Annotated in this window: 19 protein-coding genes; 15 read left to right on the top strand and 4 right to left on the bottom strand. The window is 60.5% G+C overall.

Annotation, left to right across the window (positions count from 1 at the left end; all coding sequences use genetic code 11):
- Positions 1-164 precede the first annotated feature (164 nt).
- The gene (locus tag HX815_RS13325) at positions 165-482 is read left to right on the top strand and encodes a Rieske (2Fe-2S) protein (protein ID WP_003212149.1); all 318 of its coding nucleotides are present in this window, start codon (positions 165-167) and stop codon (positions 480-482) included.
- On the opposite strand, the gene sfsA is transcribed toward HX815_RS13325, so the two are convergent.
- A complete protein-coding gene (gene sfsA, locus HX815_RS13320) occupies positions 479-1,192 on the bottom strand; it encodes a DNA/RNA nuclease SfsA (RefSeq protein ID WP_003212151.1) in 714 nt (237 codons plus the stop codon). The genes HX815_RS13325 and sfsA overlap by 4 nt on opposite strands.
- A complete protein-coding gene (locus HX815_RS13315; protein WP_008436881.1) occupies positions 1,192-2,364 on the bottom strand; it encodes a pyridoxal phosphate-dependent aminotransferase in 1,173 nt (390 codons plus the stop codon). The genes sfsA and HX815_RS13315 overlap by 1 nt, the downstream gene beginning before the upstream one ends.
- A 321-nt stretch (positions 2,365-2,685) precedes the next feature.
- On the opposite strand from HX815_RS13315, the gene dksA reads away from it, so the two are divergent.
- The 14 genes from dksA (at position 2,686) to HX815_RS13245 (ending at position 22,341) form a co-directional block, all read left to right on the top strand.
- Positions 2,686-3,120 (top strand): RNA polymerase-binding protein DksA, encoded by a 435-nt coding sequence (gene dksA, locus HX815_RS13310; protein WP_003212154.1) that lies wholly within the window; start codon positions 2,686-2,688, stop codon positions 3,118-3,120.
- 84 nt (positions 3,121-3,204) lie between these two features.
- Positions 3,205-4,092 carry a tRNA glutamyl-Q(34) synthetase GluQRS gene (gene gluQRS, locus HX815_RS13305; RefSeq protein WP_177028388.1) on the top strand — a complete coding sequence of 296 codons (888 nt, stop codon included), beginning with the start codon at positions 3,205-3,207 and terminating at the stop codon, positions 4,090-4,092.
- Between the two features lie 62 nt (positions 4,093-4,154).
- Positions 4,155-4,331, top strand: coding sequence for a hypothetical protein (locus tag HX815_RS13300; RefSeq protein ID WP_003176118.1), 177 nt, complete (start codon positions 4,155-4,157; stop codon positions 4,329-4,331).
- A complete protein-coding gene (locus HX815_RS13295) occupies positions 4,315-7,269 on the top strand; it encodes a sensor histidine kinase (RefSeq protein ID WP_023659379.1) in 2,955 nt (984 codons plus the stop codon). Before HX815_RS13300 ends, HX815_RS13295 begins: the two co-directional genes overlap by 17 nt.
- Positions 7,270-7,291: 22 nt before the next feature.
- Positions 7,292-8,731: a sigma-54 dependent transcriptional regulator gene (locus tag HX815_RS13290; protein WP_003212159.1), complete on the top strand. Its 1,440-nt coding sequence runs from the start codon at positions 7,292-7,294 to the stop codon at positions 8,729-8,731.
- A gap of 711 nt (positions 8,732-9,442) precedes the next feature.
- Positions 9,443-10,849 (top strand): polynucleotide adenylyltransferase PcnB, encoded by a 1,407-nt coding sequence (locus HX815_RS13285; protein ID WP_003212161.1) that lies wholly within the window; start codon positions 9,443-9,445, stop codon positions 10,847-10,849.
- 4 nt (positions 10,850-10,853) lie between these two features.
- A complete protein-coding gene (gene folK / locus HX815_RS13280; protein ID WP_003212163.1) occupies positions 10,854-11,342 on the top strand; it encodes a 2-amino-4-hydroxy-6-hydroxymethyldihydropteridine diphosphokinase in 489 nt (162 codons plus the stop codon).
- A gap of 348 nt (positions 11,343-11,690) precedes the next feature.
- Complete coding sequence (panB, locus tag HX815_RS13275; RefSeq protein ID WP_008436874.1) at positions 11,691-12,491, top strand: 3-methyl-2-oxobutanoate hydroxymethyltransferase; 801 nt, start codon at positions 11,691-11,693, stop codon at positions 12,489-12,491.
- Positions 12,488-13,339, top strand: a complete 852-nt coding sequence (gene panC / locus HX815_RS13270; protein ID WP_003212166.1) for a pantoate--beta-alanine ligase — start codon at positions 12,488-12,490, stop codon at positions 13,337-13,339. The genes panB and panC overlap by 4 nt, the downstream gene beginning before the upstream one ends.
- Before the next feature lie 225 nt (positions 13,340-13,564).
- A complete protein-coding gene (gene pgi, locus HX815_RS13265) occupies positions 13,565-15,229 on the top strand; it encodes a glucose-6-phosphate isomerase (RefSeq protein WP_003212168.1) in 1,665 nt (554 codons plus the stop codon).
- A 184-nt stretch (positions 15,230-15,413) separates the two neighbouring features.
- The gene (acs, locus tag HX815_RS13260; protein WP_177028387.1) at positions 15,414-17,351 is read left to right on the top strand and encodes an acetate--CoA ligase; all 1,938 of its coding nucleotides are present in this window, start codon (positions 15,414-15,416) and stop codon (positions 17,349-17,351) included.
- Between the two features lie 6 nt (positions 17,352-17,357).
- Positions 17,358-18,233: an oxygenase MpaB family protein gene (locus tag HX815_RS13255; protein WP_102604509.1), complete on the top strand. Its 876-nt coding sequence runs from the start codon at positions 17,358-17,360 to the stop codon at positions 18,231-18,233.
- Positions 18,234-18,276: 43 nt separating this feature from the next.
- Positions 18,277-19,293 (top strand): class I SAM-dependent rRNA methyltransferase, encoded by a 1,017-nt coding sequence (locus HX815_RS13250; protein ID WP_102368082.1) that lies wholly within the window; start codon positions 18,277-18,279, stop codon positions 19,291-19,293.
- Between the two features lie 108 nt (positions 19,294-19,401).
- On the top strand, positions 19,402-22,341 hold the full coding sequence (locus HX815_RS13245; RefSeq protein ID WP_177028386.1) for a DUF748 domain-containing protein: 2,940 nt from the start codon (positions 19,402-19,404) through the stop codon (positions 22,339-22,341).
- A 227-nt stretch (positions 22,342-22,568) separates the two neighbouring features.
- Here the strand turns inward: HX815_RS13245 and HX815_RS13240 are convergent, their stop codons facing one another.
- The gene (locus HX815_RS13240) at positions 22,569-23,189 is read right to left on the bottom strand and encodes a BON domain-containing protein (RefSeq protein ID WP_003212178.1); all 621 of its coding nucleotides are present in this window, start codon (positions 23,187-23,189) and stop codon (positions 22,569-22,571) included.
- Positions 23,190-23,484: 295 nt separating this feature from the next.
- Positions 23,485-25,590: a polyribonucleotide nucleotidyltransferase gene (gene pnp, locus HX815_RS13235; protein WP_003212180.1), complete on the bottom strand. Its 2,106-nt coding sequence runs from the start codon at positions 25,588-25,590 to the stop codon at positions 23,485-23,487.
- Positions 25,591-25,690 lie beyond the last annotated feature (100 nt).

Here is a 25,690-nt window from a genome sequence, read left to right as displayed (position 1 = left end):
AATGTGACAGATCAAGGCTGCCCGACATCGTACAGAGCGCCCAGTCAGCTTACGGGCGAAGCCGGCATTTGATAATTGTTTGCATTTGCACGTCAAGCACCGGGCTCTGCGGCAAAAACCAGGATAGCCTTGCAGCCCGCAAACGGCGGCACTTAAGGATCGATATGAAGTTTCTCTGCGCCTCCAGCGAACTCGCACCCAACGCCAGCCTCGGTTTCGATATCGACGGCCGCAAGCTGTTTGCCGTGCGCCGCGAAGGCATTGCCTACTTCTATATCAACCGCTGCCCACATCGCGGGGTGCCGCTGGAATGGCAGCCGCACCAGTTTCTCGACCCCAGCGCCAGCCTGATCCAGTGCGCCACCCATGGCGCGCTGTTCCTGATCGAAAGCGGTGAGTGCGTCGCCGGCCCTTGCGCCGGCCAGAGCCTGACAGCCCTGCCCGGCCGCGAGGACGAACAAGGCCTGTGGGTACAACTCTAGTCGCCGAGCAATACTTCCAGCCGGCGATCGACGCAGATTTCCTCTGACGTCACTCGCACGCCATAGGCCAGCACCTCGACGCCCGCCGCCTTGGCCTCACGCAACGCTGCCGCATAACCGGCATCAATTTCTTCGGCAGGACGCACCGCATCGATCCCCGAGAGGTTGACGCAGTACAACTGCACTGCCCGTACACCCTCACGCGCCAGATGCGCCAGCTCACGCAGATGCTTGGCACCGCGCTGGGTCACGGCATCGGGAAACGCCGCCGTCGAGGTCCCGTCAAACCCGAGGGTGACGCTTTTGACTTCGACATACGCCGCGCCCGCCGGGTAGTCCAGGCGGAAATCGATCCTGCTGTTTTCCTGGCCGTAGGCGACTTCGCGTTTCAAGGCAGTAAAGCCATTGAGCTCGGTGATAACCCCCGCGCGCAGCGCTTCTTCAACCAACTGATTGGCCCGCGCCGTGTTCACACACGCCAGGCGCCCTTGTGGGGTTTCGCTGATTTCCCAGGTGCCTGGCAGCTTGCGCTTGGGGTCATTGGAGCGGCTGAACCAGACCTGGCCACCTTCCACCATGCAGTTGAACATCGAGCCGGTGTTCGGGCAGTGAATGGTCAACAACTCGCCGGTAACGGTTTCGATATCGGCGAGAAAACGCTTGTAGCGGCGGATCAGCCGGCCTTCTTCAAGGGGAGGATTAAAGCGCATCAGCCTTGCCAACTCCGCAGGCCGCGGGCAATCCGTTCAACGGCTTGCTGTAGGCGATCAAGGTTTTGCGTGTAGGCAAAACGCACATGGTGACCGGCTTGATAACGGCCGAAATCCAGGCCCGGCGTGAACGCAACGTGCTCGGTTTCGAGGAAGTGCCGGCAGAACGCGAAGGCATCGCCGCCAAATGCGCTGATATCGGCATACAGGTAGAACGCGCCTTCCGGCTCCACGGCAATACCGAAACCCAACTCGCGCAACGCTGGCAGCAGGAAGTCGCGACGCCGGCCAAACTCGGCCCGGCGATCTTCAAGAATGTTCAATGTTTGCGGGGTGAAGCAGGCCAGGGCCGCATGCTGGGCCATGCTCGGCGCGCTGATGTAGAGATTCTGCGCCAGTTTCTCCAGCTCACCCACCGCAGCAGGCGGCGCCACCAGCCAGCCCAGGCGCCAGCCGGTCATTCCGAAATACTTCGAAAAACTATTTAGAACGAAGGCTTCATCGTCAACTTCCAGCACGCTGGCGGCATCGGTGCCGTAGGTCAGGCCGTGGTAGATCTCATCCACCACCAAATGCCCATTGCGCGCCTTGATGGCGCTCGACAACCCCGCCAACTCGTCCCGCGTCAGGATGGTGCCGGTAGGGTTGGCAGGCGACGCGACCAACGCGCCCACGCTGTCCTGATCCCAATGGCGCGCCACCAGGTCGGCGGTCAGTTGATAACGCACCTCGGGGCCGACCGGGACCAGTTGGGCCGCGCCCTCCACCAGCCGCAGGAAGTGGCGGTTGCAGGGGTAGCCTGGGTCTGCCAGCAGCCAGTGCTTGCCAGGATCCACCAGCAGGCTGCTCGCCAGCAACAAGGCTCCCGAGCCGCCGGGAGTAATCAGAATTCGCTCGGGATCGATGCTCAACCCGTAGCGCTGCTGGTAGAAACCGCTGATGGCTTGCCGCAACTCCGGCAGCCCGCGGGCCGCGGTATAGCGGGTCTTGCCATTGGCCAGCGCCGCCTGCCCGGCCTTGATGATGGGCTCGGCGGTGGTGAAGTCCGGCTCGCCGATTTCCAGGTGAATCACGTCGTGACCGGCGGCCTGCAATTCATTGGCCCGCGCCAGCAACGCCATGACATGGAAAGGTTCGATAGCGCGGCTGCGCGCACTGTAGGGCTGAGCCATTAGCCTTCCTTAACTCTGAGGACAAACCCCGATTCTACCCAACCCGCCGCGCAAAACCTGCTCTATTGCCCCAAGACATGTAGCAAGCACGGCAAGCAACTACCTGCAAAACAGCTAAAATCAACATTCGAGACCGTACAAGCCCGCCCTGCTGGGGCCTGCGGCGGTTTGCAAGCCTCAGGAGACGGTGCCTCGACAACCGGGAGTGGCGCACCCCGAATCTATCTGGTAAGTTCGCCCGCTTGCAGCCGCAGGGCCGGCAGGTGTCGGTGATGTTGCAATCCTGCGCAATGGATTAGAAGAGTGAGAGGCGGTCCATTCATGCCCACCCAAGCAAAGCAACAGAGCATCAGCGGCTTCCAACCCTACGTCGAGGCGAAGGGTGAGGAATACATGGGCAAGCCCATGCGCGAACACTTCTCCAAGATCCTGAAGCAGTGGAAACAGGACTTGATGCAAGAGGTTGACCGTACCGTTGACCATATGAAGGACGAAGCGGCCAACTTCCCGGACCCGGCAGACCGTGCCAGCCAGGAAGAAGAGTTCGCCCTTGAACTGCGCGCCCGTGATCGCGAGCGCAAGCTGATCAAGAAGATCGACAAGACCCTGCAACTCATCGAAGACGAAGAGTACGGCTGGTGCGAGTCCTGCGGCGTCGAGATCGGTATTCGCCGCCTGGAAGCGCGTCCTACCGCCGACCTGTGCGTGGACTGCAAGACCTTGGCTGAAATCAAGGAAAAACAGGTCGGCAAGTAATCACTGCCGGGCTGGACAAATGGGGCGTGCGAACGCCCCATTTTTGTTTCTGGCGTTTGCTGGTTTTCCAGTAATATCCGGCCCATGACAGCCTCCTCCTATATCGGGCGTTTCGCCCCCACGCCCAGCGGACACCTGCACTTCGGTTCCCTGGTCGCCGCCCTCGCCTCCTACCTCGACGCCCGTGCCAATCAAGGCCGCTGGCTGATGCGCATGGAAGACCTCGACCCGCCACGGGAAGAACCCGGCGCCCAGGCCGCCATCCTGAATGCCCTGGAACGCTATGGTTTTGAATGGGACGGGGAGTTGGTCCGACAAAGCGAGCGGCACGATGCCTACGCTGAAGTGCTCAACCGCCTGTTCAATCATGGCCTGGCCTACGCCTGCACCTGCTCACGCAAGCAACTGGAGCCCTATAACGGGATTTATCCGGGACTGTGCCGCAATGCCGGGCATGACCAGCAAGATGCCGCCATCCGCCTGCGAGTACCGGAGCTGGAGTACCACTTTACCGACCGCGTACAAGGCGAATTCCGACAGCATCTGGGTCGCGACGTAGGCGACTTCATCATCCGCCGTCGCGACGGCCTGTATGCCTACCAACTGGCGGTAGTCCTCGATGATGCCTGGCAAGGTGTGACCGACATCGTGCGTGGCGCCGACCTGCTCGACTCCACGCCGCGCCAACTGTATCTGCAAGAATTGCTGGGCCTGCGCCAACCGCGTTACCTGCATGTGCCGCTGATCATCCAGCCGGACGGTAACAAGCTGGGCAAATCCTACCGCTCACCGCCCTTGACCACTGACCAGGCCACGCCTTTGCTGTTAAGAGCACTGCGCGCCCTGGGCCAGCCGGCGGGCGACGAACTGCACCACGCCAGCCCACGGGAACTGCTGGATTGGGGCATTGAACACTGGGATGCCACACAGATCCCGCGCACACTCACGCTGGCCGAAGCGCAATTGCGCTGAAGGCGCTTGCAGCTTGCGAGCCATCCGTTACCATCGCCGCAGTTTTTCAATCAGAGGCCAACATGTACATCTATCGATTGGTCCTGCTGCTGGTCGTCGGGATCTACCTGTTTTCTCCCGCCATCATGGATTGGTGGATCGACGCCACAGGCGCCTGGTACCGGCCCTATCTGCTTTGGCTGATTCTGATCGTCGTGACTTTCATCCTGCAGAGCCAAAAAGATGCCGATGAGCTTTAGCCTGACCGAGATGCTGCTGATCAGCGCCGCCTACCTGGCCGCGTTGTTCGGGGTAGCCTGGATCAGTGAACGCGGGATGATTCCGCGGGCGATCATTCGCCATCCGTTGACCTACACCTTGTCCTTGGGCGTGTACGCGAGTGCCTGGGCGTTTTATGGCACCGTGGGCCTGGCCTATCAGTACGGTTACGGCTTTCTGTCCAGTTATCTTGGGGTGTCCGGCGCGTTTTTGCTGGCGCCGGTGCTGTTGTATCCGATCCTGAAAATCACCCGCACCTATCAGTTGTCGTCCCTGGCCGACCTGTTTGCGTTCCGTTTTCGCAGTACCTGGGCCGGTGCGCTGACCACGATTTTCATGCTGATCGGCGTGCTGCCGTTGCTGGCATTGCAGATCCAGGCCGTGGCCGACTCCATCAGCATCCTCACCCGCGAACCGGTGCAACACCGCGTGGCATTGAGCTTCTGCGCACTGATCACTCTGTTCACGATTTTCTTCGGCTCACGGCATATCGCCACCCGTGAGAAACATGAAGGACTGGTGTTTGCGATCGCGTTTGAATCGGTGATCAAGCTGATCGCCATCGGCGGTGTCGGTCTTTACGCGTTGTATGGCGTATTCGATGGCCCGCAACAGCTGGAACTGTGGCTGCTGCAAAACCAGACCGCCCTGGCCGCACTGCACACGCCGTTGCAGGAAGGCCCATGGCGCACGCTGCTATTGGTGTTCTTCGCCTCGGCGATTGTGATGCCGCACATGTACCACATGACCTTCACCGAAAACCTCAACCCGCGCTCGCTGGTCAGCGCCAGCTGGGGCTTGCCGCTGTTCCTGCTGTTGATGAGCCTGGCGGTGCCGCTGATCCTGTGGGCCGGCCTGAAACTTGGCGCCACCACCAATCCCGAATACTTCACGCTGGGCGTGGGTATTGCCGCCAACAGCAAATCCCTCGCATTGCTGGCCTATGTCGGCGGATTATCGGCCTCCAGCGGGCTGATCATCGTCAGTACCCTGGCGCTGTCGGGGATGGCGCTGAATCACCTGGTGCTGCCGCTCTACCAGCCGCCGGCCGAAGGCAATATCTACCGCTGGCTGAAATGGACCCGCCGGGCCCTGATCGTCGCGATCATCATGGCCGGCTATGGCTTCTACCTGTTGCTGGGTGCAGAACAGGACCTGGCCAACCTGGGCATCGTTGCCTTCGTTGCCACCTTGCAGTTCCTGCCGGGCGTGCTGTCGGTGCTGTACTGGCCGACCGCCAACCGCCGAGGCTTTATCGCCGGTTTGCTCGCCGGGATCCTGGTATGGACCGTGACCATGCTGCTGCCGCTGGTGGGCAACCTGCAGGGCTTCTACATCCCGCTGCTGAACATGATCTACGTGCTGGATGACACCAGTTGGCACATGGCGGCAATTGCCTCGCTGGCGGCCAACGTGCTGATGTTCACCCTGATCTCGCTGTTCACCAACGCCAGCCCCGAAGAAACCAGCGCCGCCGAAGCCTGCGCAGTGGACAACGTCCGTCGCCCGCAACGCCGCGAACTGCACGCGGCCTCACCCCAGGAATTCGCCACGCAACTGGCCAAGCCGCTGGGCGCCAAGGCCGCACAAAAGGAGGTCGAGCAGGCCCTGCGCGATCTCTACCTGCCGTTCGACGAGCGCCGGCCTTACGCCCTGCGCCGCCTGCGGGACCGTATCGAAGCCAACCTTTCCGGCCTGATGGGCCCGAGCGTGTCCCAGGACATGGTCGAGACCTTCCTGCCTTACAAGGCCGGCGGCGAAAACTACGTGACCGAAGACATCCACTTCATCGAGAGCCGGCTGGAGGATTACCACTCCCGCCTCACCGGCCTTGCCGCCGAACTCGACGCCCTGCGCCGCTATCACCGCCAGACGTTGCAGGAACTGCCGATGGGCGTCTGCTCCCTGGCCAAGGATCAAGAGATCCTGATGTGGAACAAGGCCATGGAAGAGCTCACCGGCATCGCCGCCCAACGTGTGGTGGGCTCGCGCCTGAACACCATTGGCGACCCGTGGAAAGAATTGCTCCAGGGCTTCATCAACCTGCCCGACGAACACTTGCACAAACAGCACCTGGCCCTGGATGGCCAGACCCGCTGGCTCAACCTGCACAAGGCCGCCATCGACGAGCCACTGGCGCCCGGCAACAGCGGCCTGGTGCTGCTGGTGGAAGACCTGACCGAAACCCAGATGCTCGAAGACAAGCTGGTGCACTCCGAGCGCCTGGCCAGCATCGGGCGCCTGGCCGCGGGTGTGGCCCATGAAATCGGCAATCCGATCACCGGTATCGCCTGCCTCGCGCAAAACCTGCGGGAAGAGCGCGAAGAAGACGGCGAAATCATCGAAATCAGCGGGCAGATTCTCGAGCAGACCAAGCGTGTTTCGCGCATCGTGCAGTCGCTGATGAGCTTTGCCCACGCGGGCGCCCATCAGAATCACGACGAGGCGGTGTGCCTGGCCGAAGTGGCCCAGGATGCCATTGGGCTGCTGGCCTTGAACCGGCGCAATTTCGAAGTACAGTTCTTCAACCTGTGCGACCCGGAACACTGGGTCGACGGTGATTCACAACGCCTGGCCCAAGTGCTGATCAACCTGCTGTCCAACGCCCGCGACGCATCGCCGGCCGGCAGCGCAGTACGGGTCAAGAGCGAGGCTTTCGAGCACACGGTCGATCTGATCGTCGAGGACGAAGGCAGCGGCATTCCACAGAACATCATGGATCGATTGTTCGAACCCTTCTTCACCACCAAGGATCCGGGTGAAGGTACCGGTCTGGGCCTTGCACTGGTCTATTCCATCGTTGAAGAGCATTATGGACAAATCACCATCGACAGCCCGGCTGACACCGAAAGCCAACGCGGCACCCGTATTCGGGTGACCTTGCCGCGTCATGTCGAAGCGACGTCCGCTGTGAACTGAGACCGTCGAGAGAGTTGAATCAATGCCGCACATTTTGATCGTCGAAGACGAAACCATTATCCGCTCTGCCTTGCGTCGCCTGCTTGAACGTAATCAGTACCAGGTCAGCGAAGCCGGCTCGGTGCAGGAAGCCCAAGAGCGTTTCAGCATTCCCACGTTCGACCTGATCGTCAGTGACCTGCGTTTGCCAGGCGCCCCCGGCACCGAGCTGATCAAGCTCGGCCAAGGCACTCCGGTGCTGATCATGACCAGCTACGCCAGCCTGCGCTCGGCCGTGGACTCCATGAAGATGGGCGCGGTGGACTACATTGCCAAGCCCTTCGACCACGACGAAATGCTCCAGGCCGTAGCGCGCATCCTGCGTGACCGTCAATCGGCCAGCAGCGCACCGGCTGAACGCCCGGCAGCGGGCAAGGCCGCCAATGGTTCTGAAAAACCCGGTATTGATAACAGTAACGGCGAAATCGGCATCATCGGCTCCTGCCCACCCATGCAGGACCTTTACAGCAAGATCCGCAAAGTAGCGCCAACCGACTCCAATGTACTGATCCAGGGCGAGTCCGGTACCGGTAAAGAACTGGTGGCCCGTGCCCTGCACAACCTGTCCAAGCGCGCCAAGGCACCGATGATCTCGGTGAACTGCGCGGCGATCCCCGAATCCCTGATCGAATCCGAATTGTTCGGCCATGAAAAAGGCGCCTTTACCGGCGCCAGTGCTGGCCGTGCGGGTTTGGTTGAAGCCGCCGACGGCGGCACGCTGTTCCTCGACGAGATTGGCGAGCTGCCGCTGGAAGCCCAGGCACGCTTGCTGCGGGTACTCCAGGAAGGCGAAATACGCCGCGTCGGTTCGGTACAGTCGCAGAAGGTCGACGTACGACTGATTGCGGCCACTCACCGTGACCTGAAGAGCCTGGCCAAGATTGGCCAGTTCCGTGAAGACCTTTATTACCGCCTGCACGTGATCGCTCTCAAACTGCCGGCCCTGCGTGAGCGCGGCGCCGACGTCAACGAAATCGCCACGGCCTTCCTGGCGCGCCAGAGTGCGCGAATCAACCGTACCGACCTGAAGTTTGCTGCCGATGCCGAGCAGGCGATTCGTCACTACTCCTGGCCGGGTAACGTGCGGGAGCTGGAAAACGCGGTAGAGCGTGCGGTGATTCTGTCGGAGAGCCCGGAAATTTCCGCCGAGCTGCTGGGGATCGATATCGAGCTCAGCGACCTGGATGATGATGACTTCATCGGTTTGCCACCGCAGCAAGGTGGCGGCAGTAACAACAGCCACGAGCCGACGGAAGATTTGTCACTGGAAGATTACTTCCAGCATTTCGTGCTGGAGCACCAGGACCACATGACCGAGACCGAACTGGCGCGCAAACTGGGCGTCAGCCGTAAATGCCTGTGGGAACGGCGCCAGCGCCTGGGTATCCCGCGGCGCAAGACCGGGGTTGCCAGCGAAAGCTGAGTGGGTCGCCCCCACAGGTAACACCCGCAGATGTGAAAAAACTGTTACCGCTGATTTTTCACGTAACAAAAGCCGGGGCTTACGGTAACGAAGCCCCGGCTTTTTTTCGCCTACAAAAAACCCGAAAACGCCCCGAACCCCTTATTTTGCTGGGCCTCGCAAAAGTTGGCACGCACCCTGCTATATGCTTAGTACAAAAACAATAACAAGCAAATGTACAAGACAATAAAAATAAGACGAATCGACTCACGCATAACAAAAACAACACGGCGGAGGCGCAGCTAACTGATTCTTTTGGAGAGGCGTTGCATTTGGGGCTTGCCCCGCAACCAGGCCGAGAACAACAAAAACTGCCCTAAGGCAGAGCCTGAACTGGTTGGATCGTAGATCAGCAACACAGCGACCAAAGCAATCCGTTTGCTCTTGGCTCCCGATTGGGAGTGTCATGAAGGTGAAGCTTCATGGCGAGGGCGATCAACAAAAACAAGAAGCCCGAAACCAATAATAAAAATAGAGCACGCAACTACTTCTGGGGGAGCTTCGGCTCCCCTTGTAGTTTCTGCGATTTGGCACTTGCCACCCTTCTTTTAAGCTTCTGGCTCAAGCCTTGCAGCTAGTTCCTACACCATCCCCTGACTAAATGCTAGAATCCCGGCCCATCATGCGGTCATTCTTCGTTATGGCCGAACATTCCTTCAAACAGTGCATCCCATGCTGAAGAAGTTGTTCCAGTCATTCCGTTCTCCCTTGCGTCGTACGCAACACAAACGCAGCACGCCTGAAGTGCTCAATAGCAGCCAGCATTCGCTGCAACGCGCCCAGTTCAGCCGTTATGCGGTGAACATTGTCGAACGTTTGCAGAACGCCGGCTACCAGGCCTACCTGGTTGGCGGTTGCGTGCGCGACATGTTGCTCAATATCACTCCCAAGGATTTCGACGTCGCCACCAGCGCCACGCCGGAACAAGTGCGTGCCGAATTCCGCAATGCGCGGATCATCGGCCGGCGCTTCAAGTTGGTGCACATCCACTTTGGTCGCGAGATCATCGAGGTCGCGACCTTCCGCGCCAACCATCCGCAAAACGATGAAGAAGAAGACACTAACCAGTCTTCCCGCAACGAAAGCGGGCGCATCCTGCGGGACAACGTCTACGGCACCCTGGAAGAAGACGCGCAGCGCCGCGACTTCACCATCAATGCCCTGTATTACGATCCGGTCAGCGAGCGCATCCTCGATTACGCCAATGGCGTACACGACATCCGCAACAACCTGCTGCGCCTTATCGGCGACCCGACGCAACGCTACCAGGAAGACCCGGTGCGCATGCTGCGGGCCGTGCGTTTTGCCGCCAAGCTGAACTTCGGCATCGAGAAGCACACGGCCGCGCCGATTCGCGACCTGGCGCCGATGCTGCGGGAAATCCCCTCGGCACGCCTGTTCGAAGAGGTGCTCAAGTTGTTCCTCTCCGGCTATGCCGCCGATACCTTCGAAATGCTGGTTGACCTGCAGTTGTTCGACCCACTGTTCCCGGCCAGCGCCGAAGCACTGGAGTACAACCCGACCTACACCCACACGCTGATCAGCGAAGCCTTGATCAACACCGACCTGCGCATCAAGCAGAACAAACCGGTAACCCCGGCGTTCCTGTTCGCCGCCCTGTTGTGGCCAGCGCTTCCAAAACGCGTCATGCGCTTGCAAGACCGTGGCATGCCGGCAATTCCGGCCATGCAGGAAGCCGCTCACGAGCTGATCGCCGAGCAATGCCAGCGCATCGCCATCCCGAAACGCTTCACCATGCCGATCCGCGAGATCTGGGACATGCAGGAGCGCCTGCCACGCCGCAGCGGCAAACGCGCCGACCTGCTGCTGGACAACCCGCGCTTCCGTGCCGGCTATGACTTCCTGCTGCTGCGCGAAAGCGCCGGCGAGCAGACCGACGGCCTGGGCGAATGGTGGACCGACTACCAGGACGCCAACGACAGCCAGCGCCGCGAGATGATCAAAGAGCTCAGCAGCAAAGGCGAAGCCACCGGCGATGGCCCGAAAAAACGTCGCCGCAGCAGTGGCAGCAAGCGCAAACGCAGCGCTGGCGATTCATCGAGCGCGTCGGGCGAGTAAGCACGTGGAACGTATCTACGTCGGCATGGGCAGCAACCTGGCTGCCCCTGAACAACAATTGCGCGACGCCATCGAGGCCCTCGCGCAATTGCCGGACACCACGCTGGCGGGCGTCTCCGCCTTCTATCAAAGTGATTCCCTGCTCCCGGGCCAGCCGCGCTATACCAATGCGGTCGCGGCCCTGGACAGCGCGCTTGCACCACTGGAACTGCTCGATGCGCTGCAAGCCATCGAGAATGACCAGGGCCGCGAGCGTCTTGAGCGTTGGGGCCCGCGCACCCTGGACCTGGATATCCTGGTGTTTGGCGACCGGCTGATCGACGAGCCACGCCTGAAGGTGCCGCACTATCAAATGCACCTGCGGGCGTTCGTGCTTTACCCGCTGGCAGAACTGGCCCCGGCCAGCCTGCAACTGGCCGATGGCCGCCTGCTCGGCGACCTGCTGGATGCCTGCCCGTTTGTCGGCCTGGAACGCCTGCCTTCAAACCTGTAGGAGCGAGCTTGCTCGCGAAAAACCTGAGAACACCGCTGGGCGCCAGGCTTCCCGCGTCATCATTGACGACCTTCGCGAGCAAGCTCGCTCCTGCATTTACTACGCATCATTTACTGCTGAATCGCATCAGTAACAGCGGTAACACCACCGCCGTAACAATGCGGTAACACATCCAATTGACTTCCAGAGTCCTCCTCACGACTATAGGCGTCCCGCTGCCGCCTACCCGGCGCTAAAGGGCGCAATCCAGGCCTTATAAGCACTGATCCTTAAGAAAGTGCGCCTGTATAAACGAAGACTCACGCGCGTTACTCGCTGTTTCCAAGCGCCTGAATGAGGACCCTTTTCATGCCAAACGTTACCCTGAGCACCTTGCAGAGCCTCAAGCTCAAAGGTGAAAAGATCACCATGCTGACCTGCTACGACGCCACTTTTGCCCAGGCCAGCAGCCAGGCAGGAGTTGAAGTGTTGCTGGTGGGGGACTCCCTGGGCATGGTTCTACAAGGGAATGACAGCACCCTGCCCGTCACCAACGATGAAATCGCTTACCACACGGCCTGCGTCAAACGCGGCAACGAAGGCGCCTTCATCATTGCCGACCTGCCCTTCATGGCCGATGCCACCATCGAACAGACCCTGACCAACAGTGCTCAACTGATGCGTGCCGGTGCACACATGATCAAGGTTGAAGGTGCCGCCTGGCTCGCCGAGTCAATTCGTTTGCTGGCTGAACGCGGCGTGCCGGTTTGCGCGCACATGGGCCTGACGCCACAGTCAGTGAATATCCTCGGCGGCTACAAGGTACAAGGCCGCGGCGAAGCCCAGGCGCGCCAGATGCGGGCCGATGCCATCGCCCTTGAACAGGCCGGGGCGTGCATGATTCTGCTCGAATGCGTGCCAAGCGAGCTGGCAGCGGAAATCACCCAGGCCGTTAAAGTACCGGTGATCGGTATCGGCGCCGGTTCTGCCACAGACGGCCAGGTATTGGTACTGCATGACATGCTGGGCCTGTCCCTTACCGGCCGCGTACCCAAGTTCGTGAAGAACTTCATGGCGGGCCAGGACAGTATCCAATCAGCCCTCGCCGCCTACGTCAGCGAAGTCAAAGCCGTCACCTTCCCGGGCGCCGAACACGGATTCTCCGCATGAACACCGTCAAGACCGTGCGCGAACTGCGCGCCGCCGTCACCCATGCCCGCAGTGCGGGCAAGCGCATCGGCTTCGTGCCCACCATGGGCAACCTGCACAGCGGCCATGCCACGCTGGTCACCAAGGCTGCGCAACAAGCGGACTTCGTGGTGGCGAGCATTTTCGTCAACCCGCTGCAATTTGGCGCCGGCGAAGATCTGGACAAGTACCCGCGCACCCTGGCGGCTGACCAGGAAAAGCTGCTTCAAGCCGGTTGCAACCTGTTGTTCGCCCCGACCGTCGAGGAGATGTACCCCGACGGCATGGCCGGCCAGACTCGCGTCAGCGTGCCGCAACTGTCCGAAGGCCTGTGCGGCGCCAGCCGGCCCGGGCATTTTGAAGGCGTGGCCACGGTGGTCAGCAAGCTGTTCAACATGGTCCAGCCGGACTTGGCGATCTTTGGCCAGAAGGACTACCAGCAACTGGCGGTGATTCGCGCCATGGTCCATGACCTGAACATGCCGATCCAGATTATCGGCGAGCCGACCGTGCGCGCCGACGACGGCCTCGCGCTGTCGTCGCGCAATGGTTACCTCACCGACGAACAGCGCGCGATCGCACCGGTGCTGTACCGCAGCCTCAGCCAGATCGCCGCCGCCATTGAAGCGGGCGACCGCGACTTCGCCAAACTGCGCGCCGCACAGGTCCAGCAGATCGAAGCGGCAGGTTTTCGCATGGACTACCTGGAGGTTCGCCAGGGCCTGCACCTGCGTCCGGCCACCGCCGAAGACAAGGACCTGGTGATCCTGGTCGCCGCCTACCTGGGCGCCACCCGGCTGATCGACAACCTGCATCTGCACCTGAACTGACCCCGCCGCACACCCCGCCTGTTGCACTGCCTGATCGGCCGGTATAAAAAAGTACCGGCCACAGCGCAGACAAAGCCAAGACAGATCGACACGCTAGGTTTAATGTATTCGCCCTACGCTCTTCGTTGGCGTTGACCGGAGCCTGTCATCTTCACAAAGACAGGACATTCCCGGCTTTCAAGTGTCCTAAAAGCAGTCCCAGCAATAAAAAGGAAACCCGCAGCGATGGCGTACTACCGCACTCCTCATGACGTTACCGCTCTGCCCGCCTGGCAAGCGCTCAATCAACATCGCCAAGCCATGCAGGATTTCAGCATGCGCGAAGCCTTTAATGCCGATCCCCAGCGCTTTACCCAGTTCACCTTGAGCAGCTGCGGACTTTTCCTCGATTACTCGAAAAACCTGATCACCAGCGAAACCCGCGACCTGCTGGTAGGCCTGGCCAAGGAAGTCGACCTTCAGGGCGCGATCAAGTCGCTGTTCAACGGCGAGCCGGTCAACTCTTCCGAAGGCCGCCCGGCGCTGCACACCGCACTGCGTCGCCCGGTGGGTGACAAGCTGTCGGTCAACGGCGTGAACATCATGCCGGACGTGCACAAGGTGCTGAACCAGATCACTGACTTGGTCGGCCGCATCCACGACGGCCTGTGGCGTGGCTACACCGAGAAGCCGATCACCGACGTGGTGAACATCGGCATCGGTGGCTCGTTCCTCGGCCCGGAGCTGGTGTCTGAAGCGCTGTTGTCCTACGCCCACAAAGGCGTGCGCTGCCATTACCTGGCGAACATCGACGGCAGCGAGTTCCACGAGCTGACCATGAAGCTGCGCGCCGAGACCACGCTGTTCATCGTCTCGTCAAAATCCTTCAACACCCTCGAAACCCTGAAAAACGCCCAGGCCGCCCGCGCCTGGTACCTGGCCCAGGGTGGCTCGGAAGCCGAACTGTATCGCCACTTCATCGCCGTATCGAGCAACAACGCGGCGGCCGTGGCCTTCGGTATCCGCGAAGAGAACATTTTCCCGATGTGGGACTGGGTGGGCGGTCGTTACTCGCTGTGGTCGGCCATCGGCCTGCCCATCGCGCTGGCCATCGGCATGTCCAACTTCAAGGAACTGCTGTCCGGCGCCTACACCATGGACCAGCATTTCCAGACCGCTCCATTCGAGGCGAACATGCCGGTGCTGCTCGGCCTGCTGGGCGTGTGGTACGGCAACTTCTGGGGCGCGCAGAGCCACGCAATCCTGCCGTACGATCACTACCTGCGTAACATCACCAAGCACCTGCAACAGCTGGACATGGAATCCAACGGCAAGAGCGTGCGCCAGGACGGTACGCCGGTTTCCACCGACACCGGCCCGGTTATCTGGGGCGGCGTAGGCTGCAACGGCCAGCATGCTTACCACCAGCTGCTGCACCAGGGCACCCAACTGATCCCGGCCGACTTCATCGTGCCGATCGTCAGCTTCAACCCGGTCTCCGACCACCATCAGTGGCTGTACGCCAACTGCCTGTCCCAGAGCCAGGCCCTGATGCTCGGCAAGACCCGCGCCGAAGCTGAAGCCGAGCTGCGCGACAAGGGCATGGACGAAGCCGAAGTGCAGAAGCTGGCACCGCACAAGGTGATCCCGGGCAACCGTCCGAGCAACACCATTGTGGTTGAACGCATCAGCCCTCGCCGTCTTGGCGCACTGGTGGCGATGTATGAACACAAAGTGTTCGTGCAAAGCGTCATCTGGGGCATCAACGCGTTCGACCAGTGGGGCGTGGAGTTGGGCAAGGAGCTGGGCAAAGGCGTCTACAACCGCCTGACCGGCACTGAAGAACAGCCTGCGGACGACGCGTCCACCCAGGGGTTGATCAACTACTTCCGCGGCCGTCACCGCGGTTGATGGTATCAGCACTACAATGAGGGTCTGAACCTGCGGGAGCGGACCCTTGTAGGAGCTGGCTTGCCAGCGATGCAAACACCTCGGTGAAACTCAATACCGAAGTGATGCAATCGCTGGCAAGCCAGCTCCTACGAGGGTCGCAAAGCTCCCCTCTTGTCGCAAAAAACAAGAATAAGGATCCCTCATGTTCGATATCAGCACGTTCCCCACCGCCGATGCCGTCCGCCGGGCTGCGCAACTCAGTCAAGAGGACTACCAGCGCCTCTACCGCCAATCCGTCGAGCAACCCGATACGTTCTGGGCCGAACAGGCCAAGCGTTTTCTCGACTGGACCACGCCCTGGCAGACCGTCCAGAAATCCGACATCAAGACCGGCGCCGCGCAATGGTTTGCCGGAGGCCAACTGAACGTCAGTTACAACTGCATCGACCGTCACCTCGCGCAACGCGCTGATCAGCCGGCCTTCATCTGGGAGGGCGATGATCCTGCGACGTCTTCCAAAATTACCTACCGCCAGCTCCACCAAAACGTCAGCCGCCTGGCCAACGTGCTGAAAAGCCGTGGCGTAAAGAAAGGCGACCGCGTGTGTATCTACATGCCGATGATTCCCGAGGCGGCCTACGCGATGCTGGCCTGTACGCGGATTGGTGCGGTGCATTCGGTGGTGTTTGGCGGATTCTCGCCGGACGCCCTGCGCGACCGCATTCTCGACGCCGATTGCCGCACGGTGATCACCGCCGATGAAGGCGTGCGCGGCGGCAAGCCGGTGGCGCTGAAACAGAATGTCGACAAGGCTCTGGCCAGTTGCCCGGGTGTCAGCACGGTACTGGTGGTGCAGCGCACTGGCGCGGCAGTCAATTGGACTGAAGGGCGCGACCTCAAGTATCAACAGGCCCTGGATGCAGCCAGCGACGACTGCCCGCCCGAGCCGATGGATGCGGAAGACCCGCTGTTTATCCTCTACACCTCCGGCAGCACCGGCAAACCCAAAGGTGTGTTGCATACCACCGGCGGTTACCTGCTGCAGGCTGCGATGACCTTCAAGTACGTGCTCGATTACCGCGAAGGCGAAGTGTTCTGGTGCACCGCCGATGTCGGTTGGGTCACCGGCCACAGCTATATCGTGTACGGGCCACTGGCCAATGGTGCGACCTCGCTGATGTTCGAAGGCGTGCCGAGCTACCCGGACAGCTCGCGGTTCTGGCAGGTGATCGACAAACACAAGGTCAACATCTTCTACACCGCGCCGACCGCGTTACGCGCGCTGATGCGGGAAGGCCACGGCCCACTGGAAAACACTTCCCGCGCCAGCCTGCGCCTGCTGGGCAGTGTCGGCGAGCCAATCAACCCGGAAGCCTGGGACTGGTACTTCAATGCCGTGGGCGAACAACGCTGCCCGATTGTCGACACCTGGTGGCAGACCGAAACCGGCGGCATCATGCTCAGCCCGCTGGTCAGCGCCCAGCGGATCAAGCCCGGCTGCGCCACCCAGCCGATGTTTGGCGTGGTGCCGGTGCTGCTCGATGAGCAAGGCAAGGAAATCAGTGGCGCCGGCAGCGGCGTGCTGGCGATCAAATCCAGCTGGCCAGGGCAGATCCGCAGCGTGTACGGCGACCCGCAGCGGATGATCGACACCTATTTCAAACCCTACCCCGGCTACTACTTTACCGGCGACGGCGCGCGGCGCGACGAGGACGGTGACTACTGGATCACCGGCCGCATCGACGACGTGATCAACGTTTCCGGGCACCGCATCGGCACCGCCGAAGTCGAAAGCGCCCTGGTGCTGCATGATCAGGTCGCAGAAGCCGCGGTGGTCGGTTATCCACACGACGTGAAAGGCCAGGGCATCTATGCCTTCGTCACGCCCATGAATGGCGTCGAGCCCGACGACGCGCTGAAAAAACACCTGCTGGACCTGGTCAGCAAGGAAATCGGCAGCTTCGCCAAGCCCGAGCTGATTCAATGGGCGCCGGCCTTGCCGAAAACCCGCTCAGGCAAGATCATGCGGCGGATCCTGCGCAAGATTGCCTGCAACGAGCTGGACAGCCTGGGGGATACGTCCACCCTCGCCGACCCGAGCGTGGTGGATGGCCTGATCGACAAGCGCCTCAACCGCTAGGAACCCATGGAATTCATTCGCAGCCGCATCGAAAACCAGCTGATGAGCCTGACCGGCTTGTCGCTGGGCCAACTCGACCTGGAGAACCCCAAGGGCGATCCGGGTCTCTTTGGGCCGAACTCGGTGAGCTGGAAGGTCCATGGCGACTTCAGCAGCATGTTGATCGGCGGCATCAGCGCGTTGATGTTGCAGGCATTGCACCCGCTGGCGTTGGCCGGCGTGTGGGACCACTCGAACTTTCGGCAGGACATGCTGGGGCGGTTACGACGCACCTCGCAGTTCATTTCCGGCACCACGTTTGGTTCGCGGCGTGACGCCGAATGGCTGATCGAGAAAGTGCGCACCATTCACCTGCAAGTGGTCGGCCATGCACCGGACGGCCGACCGTATGCCGCCAGTGATCCCGAGTTGCTGACCTGGGTGCATGTGGCGGAGGTCAGCAACTTTCTCGCGGCCCACCTGCGTTATCGCAACCCGGATTTATCTGCGAGGGATCAAGACCGGTACTACAGCGAAATCGCCCTGGTGGCCGAGCAATTGGGCGCGCGCCATGTGCCGCGTTCGCGCCAGGAAATTTCCGATTACCTTGAGCGTATTCGTCCGCAACTGCTGTGTGACCAGCGCAGCCACGAAGTCCTGCGCCTGCTGCTCAATGCGCCGTCTCCCAGCACCCTGGCCAAGCCGTTTGGCTCGCTGATGATGCAGGCCGGTATCGACCTGCTGCCGGACTGGGCCAGCGACATGCTCGGGCAGAAGCAAAGCCCGATCCAGCGCCAGATGATTCGTGCCGGGGTCAGGCGCAGCGCGCCGTTGTTGCGCTGGGCCATGCGCAATGGTTCGGTGCAGCGGGCCCACAGGCGAATGGGCCTGCTGGAGCCATAACTGTTAAACTCCCGCGCCCCAATTACTCTGCAAGGCGCGCACTATGTCTTCCTTGAATCAGGCGCTGCGCGCCGCCCTCGATCATCGCCAGGACCTGCTCGCCGAGCTGCATGCACAAGGTACCGATTGCTATCGCCTGTTCCACGGCAGCCAGGAAGGCGCCGGCGGCCTGACGATCGACCGCTACGGCCCGCAACTGCTGGTGCAGAGTTTTCACCAGTCGCTGGAAAGCGACGACCTGTTGCACCTGCATCAAGCAATCAACCAGCACCTGGGGCTTGAACTGCTGCTGGTCTACAACGACCGTTCCCGGGGCAACTCGCGCATCGACCGTGAAGACACGGTGTACCGTGCCGAACCCGCAGCCCTGGAAGACCTGGTCGGCCACGAATGGGGCCTCAATTACCGCGTGCGCGGCCGCCATGCCGGGCAAGACCCGCTGTTGTTCCTGGACCTGCGCAACACCCGCGGCTGGGTCAAGGCACACAGCGCCGGCAAAAGCGTGCTGAACTTGTTTGCCTACACCTGCGGCGTAGGCCTGAGTGCTGCTGCCGGTGGCGCTCGTGAGGTGTGCAACCTGGACTTTGCCGAGGGCAACCTGGCGGTCGGTCGCGAAAACGGTCAGCTCAACCCGCAATTGCCGACGATGGAATTCATCCAGTCCGACTACTTCCCGGCAATCCGCCAGCTGGCCGGCCTGCCCATCAGCCAGCGTCGGGGGCAGAAGCTGCCGAGTTACCCGCGCCTGGAGCAGCGTCAATACGATCTGGTACTGCTCGACCCGCCCGCCTGGGCCAAGAGCGCCTTCGGCACGGTCGACCTGCTGCGCGACTACCAGAGCCTGCTCAAGCCGGCGCTGCTGGCCACGGCCGACAACGGCGTGCTGATCTGCTGCAACAACCTGGCGAAAGTCGGCATGGACGACTGGCGTGACCAGGTCCTGCGCTGCGCGGAAAAGGCCGGGCGCCCGGTGCGCGACTGGCAGGTCATGACACCCGGCGCAGACTTCCCGTCCCACGACCAGCAACCACCGCTGAAGACCCTGATCCTGCAACTGTAGGACTTGTCCCAAAAGGGTCAGGGCGCAGTAATAAAGGCCCGGCTCTTCGGAACCGTAAACCCGTGCCATACTCCAAGGCACTCTTGATTGACATAGATGGCGTCACATATGCCCAAAGGATTGATTCGCGCCGCTGGCGCCTTGCTGACCGCCCTTGCCCTGTACAGCTTGCTGGGCTTCCTGATTCTCCCCGGTATTGCCCTTCGCGTGGCCAACCAACAGTTGGCCAACTACGCCACGGTGCCGGCGCGTGTCGAGCGTATCGAGCTCAACCCGTTCAGCCTCGAACTGACCGTGTGGGGCCTGAATATCGGTGAGCCGGGCAAGGAGCAAGTGGCCTTTGAACGCCTCTATGCCAACCTGCAGATCGACAGCCTGTGGACCCGCGCCCTGCACCTGGCCGACGTACAACTCGACAAGCCCAAGACCGAGCTGCTGTTCGACAAATCCGGCCAGCTCAACCTGGCGCAGCTGTTCAAATTGCCAGCCAGCGAGCCAACGCCCACCGATCCCAACGCCAAGCCGTTTCCGCTGCGCATCGATAACATCAAGCTGGCAGCCGGCTATGTGCACTTCCAGGATTTGCGCCCGAGCGAACCGATCGAGTTTCTCTACGACAAGCTGGATTTCGAGCTGAAAAACCTCAGCACGCTGCCCGAAGACAACGCTGATATGACGCTGGTTGCCGCAGGCCCCGAAGGTGGGCAGATCGACTGGACCGGTAACTTCAGCCTCATCCCGATTGCCTCCGAGGGCAAACTCAAGGTTACCGACGGCAAGATGAAAGTCTGGTGGCCGTATGTGCGTGATGCGGTGCCGCTGGTTCTGGAAGACGGCATCCTCAACTTCAGCACCGACTACAAGATGAGCCTGGCCAAGGAAACCGAGCTGAACCTGACCAACGTCGCCCTGAGTGTCGCGCCGTTTGCGATCAAGGCACCGGATGGCCGGCCGCTCGCGCGCCTGCAGAAGCTGGACGTCAGCGAAACCACCGTGGACCTGGCCAAGCAGCAAGTGATCGTCGGCAAGATCCGCAGTAATAAACTCGAAACCTGGGCCGCCCTTGAAGCCGACGGCCAGTTGGACTGGCAGAAGCTGTTTGCCAGCCAACCGAGCAAACCTGCAACTGCACCCGCAGCAGAGCCAGCCACCGCACCCGCTACCGCCGACTCGCCAAAACCTGCGCCGGCAGCACCGAGCAAGCCTTGGCAAGTGCTGCTCAAGGACGTGCAACTGCGCGACTATCAAGTGCATCTGGCTGACCGCTCGGCCAAACCGGCAGTCGCCCTGGAAGTCGGGCCGCTGAACCTTGACCTGCAGGGTTTCGACAGCCTTAACCAGAGCCCTTTTACCCTCAAGCTCGATACCGGCGTAGGCAAACAAGGCAAGCTCGAGGCGACCGGCCAGGTCAACCTGAGCCCGGTCAGCGCCAAGCTGAAAGTGGATACCAAGGACATCGACCTGCGCGTCGCCCAGTCGTATATCAGCCCGTTTATCCGCCTGGAACTGCGTAGCGGCATGCTCGGCAGCAACCTCGACGTGAACCTGAAAAGCACCGAGCCTTTGGCGTTCCAGGTGACTGGCCGGGCACAGGTCGATCAATTGCACACCCTGGACACCATGAAGACCCGCGACTTCCTGAAGTGGCAGCGCCTGGTGCTGGAAGGCGTGAATTATCAACATGGCGACAGCCTGTCGATCGACAAGGTCAACCTGTTGCAGCCCTATGCGCGCTTCATGATCAACGATGACCGCACCACCAACATCGATGACCTGCTGATCCCGCAGCCGGCCAACAGCCCCGGCAAGTCCGCGGCGAAACCTGCGGCCAGCAAAGAGAAGCCCCTGGGCATTCATATTGGTCAAATTGCGATCAACGACGGCTCGGCCAACTTCGCCGACTTCAGCCTGACCCCGAACTTCGCCACGGCCATCCAGCAGCTCAACGGCCAGATCGGCACCATTGACAGTCGCCAGGCCAAACCGGCGAGCGTCGACGTCAAGGGCAAGGTTGACCGTTATGCACCGGTCACCATCAAGGGCAGTGTGAATCCGTTTGACCCGATGGCCGCACTGGATATCGCCACCAGCTTCAAACGCGTCGAACTGACCACCCTGACGCCATACTCGGGCAAGTTTGCCGGGTTCCGCATCCGCAAGGGTCGGCTCAACCTGGACCTGCATTACGTCATCACCAAGGGCCAGTTGAAGGCCGAAAACAAGGTGGTGGTCGAGCAACTGCAACTGGGTGAGAAGGTCGACAGCGCCGACGCCGTGGACCTGCCGATTCGCCTGGCGATAGCCCTGCTCAAGGACTCCGACGGCAAGATCTCGATCGAACTGCCGGTGACCGGCGACTTGAACAACCCGCAGTTCAGCGTCATGCCGATTGTCTGGCAGACCCTGCGCAACCTGGTAGTACGTGCGGCCACGGCGCCATTCAAGTTCATTGGCGGCCTGATCAGCGGTGGTGGTGCCCAAGACCTTGGCAACGTGTCGTTTGCGGCAGGCTCCAGCGAGCTGAGCAAGGACTCCCAGTCGGCCCTCGACAGCCTGGCCAAAGCCCTCAAGGAGCGCCCTGCGCTGCGCCTGGAGATCGAAGGCACCGCCGCTGCCAGCAGTGACGGCCCGCTTTTGGCCGCACAACGGCTGGAACGCGAATACCAGTACAACTACTACAAGATTCTCCAGCGCCGTGGCGACAAGGTGCCGGCCCAGGCGTCGCTGCTTGAAGTACCGGAAAAGGAAAAGGCGCCGCTGCTGGAAGGCATCTACCGCACCCGCCTGAAACAACAGCCTCCGGCCGAATGGAAAGACCTGAGCAATGACGAGCGCACCGCCAAGCTGCGGGACGGTGTGATCAAGTTCTGGAGTGGCAGTGACGTGTTGCTGCGCCAACTGGGCCAGGACCGCGCCAGCGCGATCAAGGACTACCTGGTAGACAAGGCGCAGCTGGAAGATGAGCGGGTTTACTTTATCGATGCAAACCTTGGGGAAGCAGAGAAAGATGGTCGGGTGGTAACACCGATGCATCTGGATGCCGAATAAACCGGCACCCGCTGAGCACCTGTGGCGAGGGGGCAAGCCCCCTCGCCACAAGAGCCTCGCTGACCTCCCCACTTTTCTACCCACAATAGAACAGGCCCCGACACAAGTGCCGGGGCCTGTAATGACCACATCCGTGTGGTCGGTCGCATGAACCTGTGAGGTGCATTGAGCGGATAACTAGACTCGCTCGTGGCCGCCTCCGCCTAGCTCAGGCGATTCGTTAAGCGTTACTCTGCTTTCAGGCCGTCGGCCGATACAGCTTTAACGCCTTTGATTTTCTTGGTGATGTTCACCGCGGTGGTTTTCTGCGCTTCAGTCACTGCGACGGTCGACGACAGGGAAACTACACCTTTGTTGGTTTCGACTTTGATGTCGGTGCCAGGAATACCTTTCTCGGTTACCAGGTCAGCTTTCACTTTGGTGGTGATCCAAGTGTCCGAGGTGGACTCTTTGGCACCAGCAGCTGCGCTTTTGGTTTTGTCGACGTTATCAGCCTTGGTAGCGCCGCCAGCCATCAGGCCGTCAGCCGAAACTGCGGTTACGCCTTTGATTTTCTTGGTGATCGCTACAGCAGTAGCTTTCTGAGCGTCAGAGATAGCAACTGTCGAGGACAGGGAAACCACACCTTTGTTGGTCTCAACCTTAATGTCCGAACCAGGAATACCTTTCTCGGTCAGCAGGTCAGCTTTGACTTTGGTGGTGATCCAGGTATCCGAAGTGGACTCTTTAGCCTTGGTGACTTCACCGGCCGCCAGCGTCATAGGGGCTTGGGAAGTCTGAGCAAAGGCTACGTTAGCACCCATGGCCAGGGTCAGAGCGGTAGCAGTAGCGAGAGCGAACTTCTTCATACGAGTAACTCCTGTTTTATTAAAAGTCTGCAGTACGTAAACCTTGATGCTGCAGCGTTAACAGGGATATTGCAGACAGTGTGCCAACTCGATGCGAACAATTAAATCCTTATAAAACAATACGTTATGAAAACAGGTGATTTTCGGAATCGTGCAACTTGCATGAAGACGAACGTGCCTGCATGCAAGTTGCGGCTTTTGGGGTATGGCTAAACGCCTGATTTCGCGACACTTTCCCGCAGGCATAAAAAAAGGACTCCGAAGAGTCCTTTTTCAGCTTGCAGCGACGGGGTGATTAAACGCCCGAAGCCTTGGCTGCTGCTACGTCCTTGATGGACAGCTTGATACGGCCGCGGTTGTCCACGTCCAGTACCAGCACTTCCACTTCCTGGCCTTCTTTCAGGATGTCGGTCACTTTCTCAACGCGAGCATCGCTCAGCATGGAGATGTGAACCAGACCGTCCTTGCCCGGCAGGATGTTGACGAATGCGCCGAAGTCGACGATGCGCTCAACCTTACCGACGTAGATCTTGCCGATCTCGGCTTCAGCAGTGATACCCAGGACGCGCTGACGTGCCGCTTCAGCCGCTTCCTTGGTTTCGCCGAAGATCTTGATCGAGCCGTCGTCTTCGATGTCGATCGAAGCCTTGGTCTCTTCACAGATCGCACGAATGGTCGCGCCGCCTTTACCGATAACATCACGGATTTTGTCGGTGTCGATTTTCATCGCGATCATGGTCGGAGCATTTTCCGACAGTTCGGTACGGGACTGGCCAATGATCTGGTTCATCTGACCGAGGATGTTCAGGCGCGCTTCCAGGGCTTGGCCCAGAGCGATTTCCATGATTTCTTCGGTGATGCCCTTGATCTTGATGTCCATCTGCAGCGCGGTAACACCTTTGGCGGTACCGGCTACTTTGAAGTCCATGTCGCCCAGGTGGTCTTCGTCGCCCAGGATGTCGGTCAGGATGGCGAACTTCTCGCCTTCTTTAACCAGGCCCATGGCGATACCGGCAACCGGTGCCTTCATCGGAACGCCGGCATCCATCAGAGCCAGGGAAGCGCCGCAGACCGAAGCCATGGAGCTGGAACCGTTGGACTCGGTGATTTCCGACACAACACGAATGGTGTACGGGAACACGTCGGCGGCAGGCAACATGGCTGCAATAGAACGACGGGCCAGACGGCCGTGACCGATTTCGCGACGACCAGCACCACCCATGCGACCACACTCACCTACCGAGAATGGAGGGAAGTTGTAGTGCAGCATGAACGGGTCTTTTTTCTCGCCTTCCAGGGTGTCCAGCAGCTGTGCGTCACGGGCAGTACCCAGTGTTGCAACAACCAGGGCCTGGGTTTCACCACGGGTGAACAGGGCCGAACCGTGGGTTTTTGGCAGAACGCCGACTTCGATGTTCAGCGGACGTACGGTGCGGGTGTCGCGGCCGTCGATACGTGGCTTGCCGTTAACGATGTTTTCGCGAACGGTGCGGTATTCGATTTCGCCGAAGGCTGCTTTGACTTCGCTGGAAGAAGGCTGGCCTTCTTCACCGGACAGCTTGGCAACAACCTGGTCCTTCAACTCACCCAGGCGAGCGTAACGGTCGGCCTTGATGGTGATGGTGTAGGCGTCGGAGATAGCGGTGCCGAACTCGGAGCGGATAGCGCCCAGCAGTGCGGTAGCTTCTGGCTGAGGAGCCCAGGTCCAGGTTGGCTTGGCAGCTTCAGCGGCCAGTTCCTTGACAGCGTTGATCACAACCTGGAACTCGTCGTGAGCAAACAGTACAGCGCCCAGCATCTGGTCTTCGGTCAGCTCTTTGGCTTCCGATTCAACCATCAACACGGCTTCCGAAGTACCGGCAACGACCATGTCCAGGCTCGAAGCTTTCTGTTGTTCGTAAGTCGGGTTCAGCAGGTAGCCGGTGCTTTCGTGGAATGCAACACGGGCAGCGCCGATCGGGCCATCGAAAGGAATACCGGAGATGGCCAGGGCCGCCGAGGTACCGATCATCGCAGCGATGTCCGGATCGGTCTTCTTGCTGGTGGAAACGACGGTGCAGACAACCTGCACTTCGTTCATGAAGCCTTCTGGGAACAGCGGACGGATCGGACGGTCGATCAGTCGGGAAGTCAGGGTTTCTTTCTCGGAAGGACGGCCTTCACGCTTGAAGAAACCACCAGGGATCTTACCTGCAGCGTAAGTCTTTTCCTGGTAGTGAACGGAAAGAGGGAAGAAGCCTTTGCTTGGGTCAGCGGTCTTGGCGCCTACAACGGTCACCAATACGGTGACGTCGTCGTCAACGGTAACCAGCACTGCGCCGGAGGCTTGACGGGCGATACGGCCTGTCTCGAGGGTAACGGTCGACTGACCGAACTGGAATTTTTTGATAACCGGGTTCACGGTGTCCTACCTTCTTTGTGGCTCTTGGGGAACTTGTCTTCTTGCGAAATTCTTGGGCAATGTCGGGAATCGGCCCAACGCCTGTCCAGGGTAAAACGTG

Source organism: Pseudomonas sp. E6002, assembly GCF_013385565.1.
Lineage (GTDB): Bacteria > Pseudomonadota > Gammaproteobacteria > Pseudomonadales > Pseudomonadaceae > Aquipseudomonas.
The sequence above is the reverse complement of the archived record's forward strand: the minus strand, read 5'-3'. Positions and strand labels throughout refer to the sequence as shown.

Bases quoted from the DNA above. Each gene is read 5' to 3' on its own strand.
- panC (WP_003212166.1), top strand. From the start codon at position 12,488: ATGAACACCGTCAAGACCGTGCGCGAACTGCGCGCCGCCGTCACCCAT.
- HX815_RS13240 (WP_003212178.1), bottom strand. From the start codon at position 23,189: ATGAAGAAGTTCGCTCTCGCTACTGCTACCGCTCTGACCCTGGCCATG.
- sfsA (WP_003212151.1), bottom strand. From the start codon at position 1,192: ATGCGCTTTAATCCTCCCCTTGAAGAAGGCCGGCTGATCCGCCGCTAC.
- HX815_RS13300 (WP_003176118.1), top strand. From the start codon at position 4,155: ATGTACATCTATCGATTGGTCCTGCTGCTGGTCGTCGGGATCTACCTG.
- HX815_RS13290 (WP_003212159.1), top strand. From the start codon at position 7,292: ATGCCGCACATTTTGATCGTCGAAGACGAAACCATTATCCGCTCTGCC.
- HX815_RS13285 (WP_003212161.1), top strand. From the start codon at position 9,443: ATGCTGAAGAAGTTGTTCCAGTCATTCCGTTCTCCCTTGCGTCGTACG.
- acs (WP_177028387.1), top strand. From the start codon at position 15,414: ATGTTCGATATCAGCACGTTCCCCACCGCCGATGCCGTCCGCCGGGCT.
- HX815_RS13250 (WP_102368082.1), top strand. From the start codon at position 18,277: ATGTCTTCCTTGAATCAGGCGCTGCGCGCCGCCCTCGATCATCGCCAG.
- pgi (WP_003212168.1), top strand. From the start codon at position 13,565: ATGGCGTACTACCGCACTCCTCATGACGTTACCGCTCTGCCCGCCTGG.
- HX815_RS13315 (WP_008436881.1), bottom strand. From the start codon at position 2,364: ATGGCTCAGCCCTACAGTGCGCGCAGCCGCGCTATCGAACCTTTCCAT.
- gluQRS (WP_177028388.1), top strand. From the start codon at position 3,205: ATGACAGCCTCCTCCTATATCGGGCGTTTCGCCCCCACGCCCAGCGGA.
- HX815_RS13255 (WP_102604509.1), top strand. From the start codon at position 17,358: ATGGAATTCATTCGCAGCCGCATCGAAAACCAGCTGATGAGCCTGACC.
- HX815_RS13325 (WP_003212149.1), top strand. From the start codon at position 165: ATGAAGTTTCTCTGCGCCTCCAGCGAACTCGCACCCAACGCCAGCCTC.
- dksA (WP_003212154.1), top strand. From the start codon at position 2,686: ATGCCCACCCAAGCAAAGCAACAGAGCATCAGCGGCTTCCAACCCTAC.
- HX815_RS13245 (WP_177028386.1), top strand. From the start codon at position 19,402: ATGCCCAAAGGATTGATTCGCGCCGCTGGCGCCTTGCTGACCGCCCTT.
- HX815_RS13295 (WP_023659379.1), top strand. From the start codon at position 4,315: ATGCCGATGAGCTTTAGCCTGACCGAGATGCTGCTGATCAGCGCCGCC.
- panB (WP_008436874.1), top strand. From the start codon at position 11,691: ATGCCAAACGTTACCCTGAGCACCTTGCAGAGCCTCAAGCTCAAAGGT.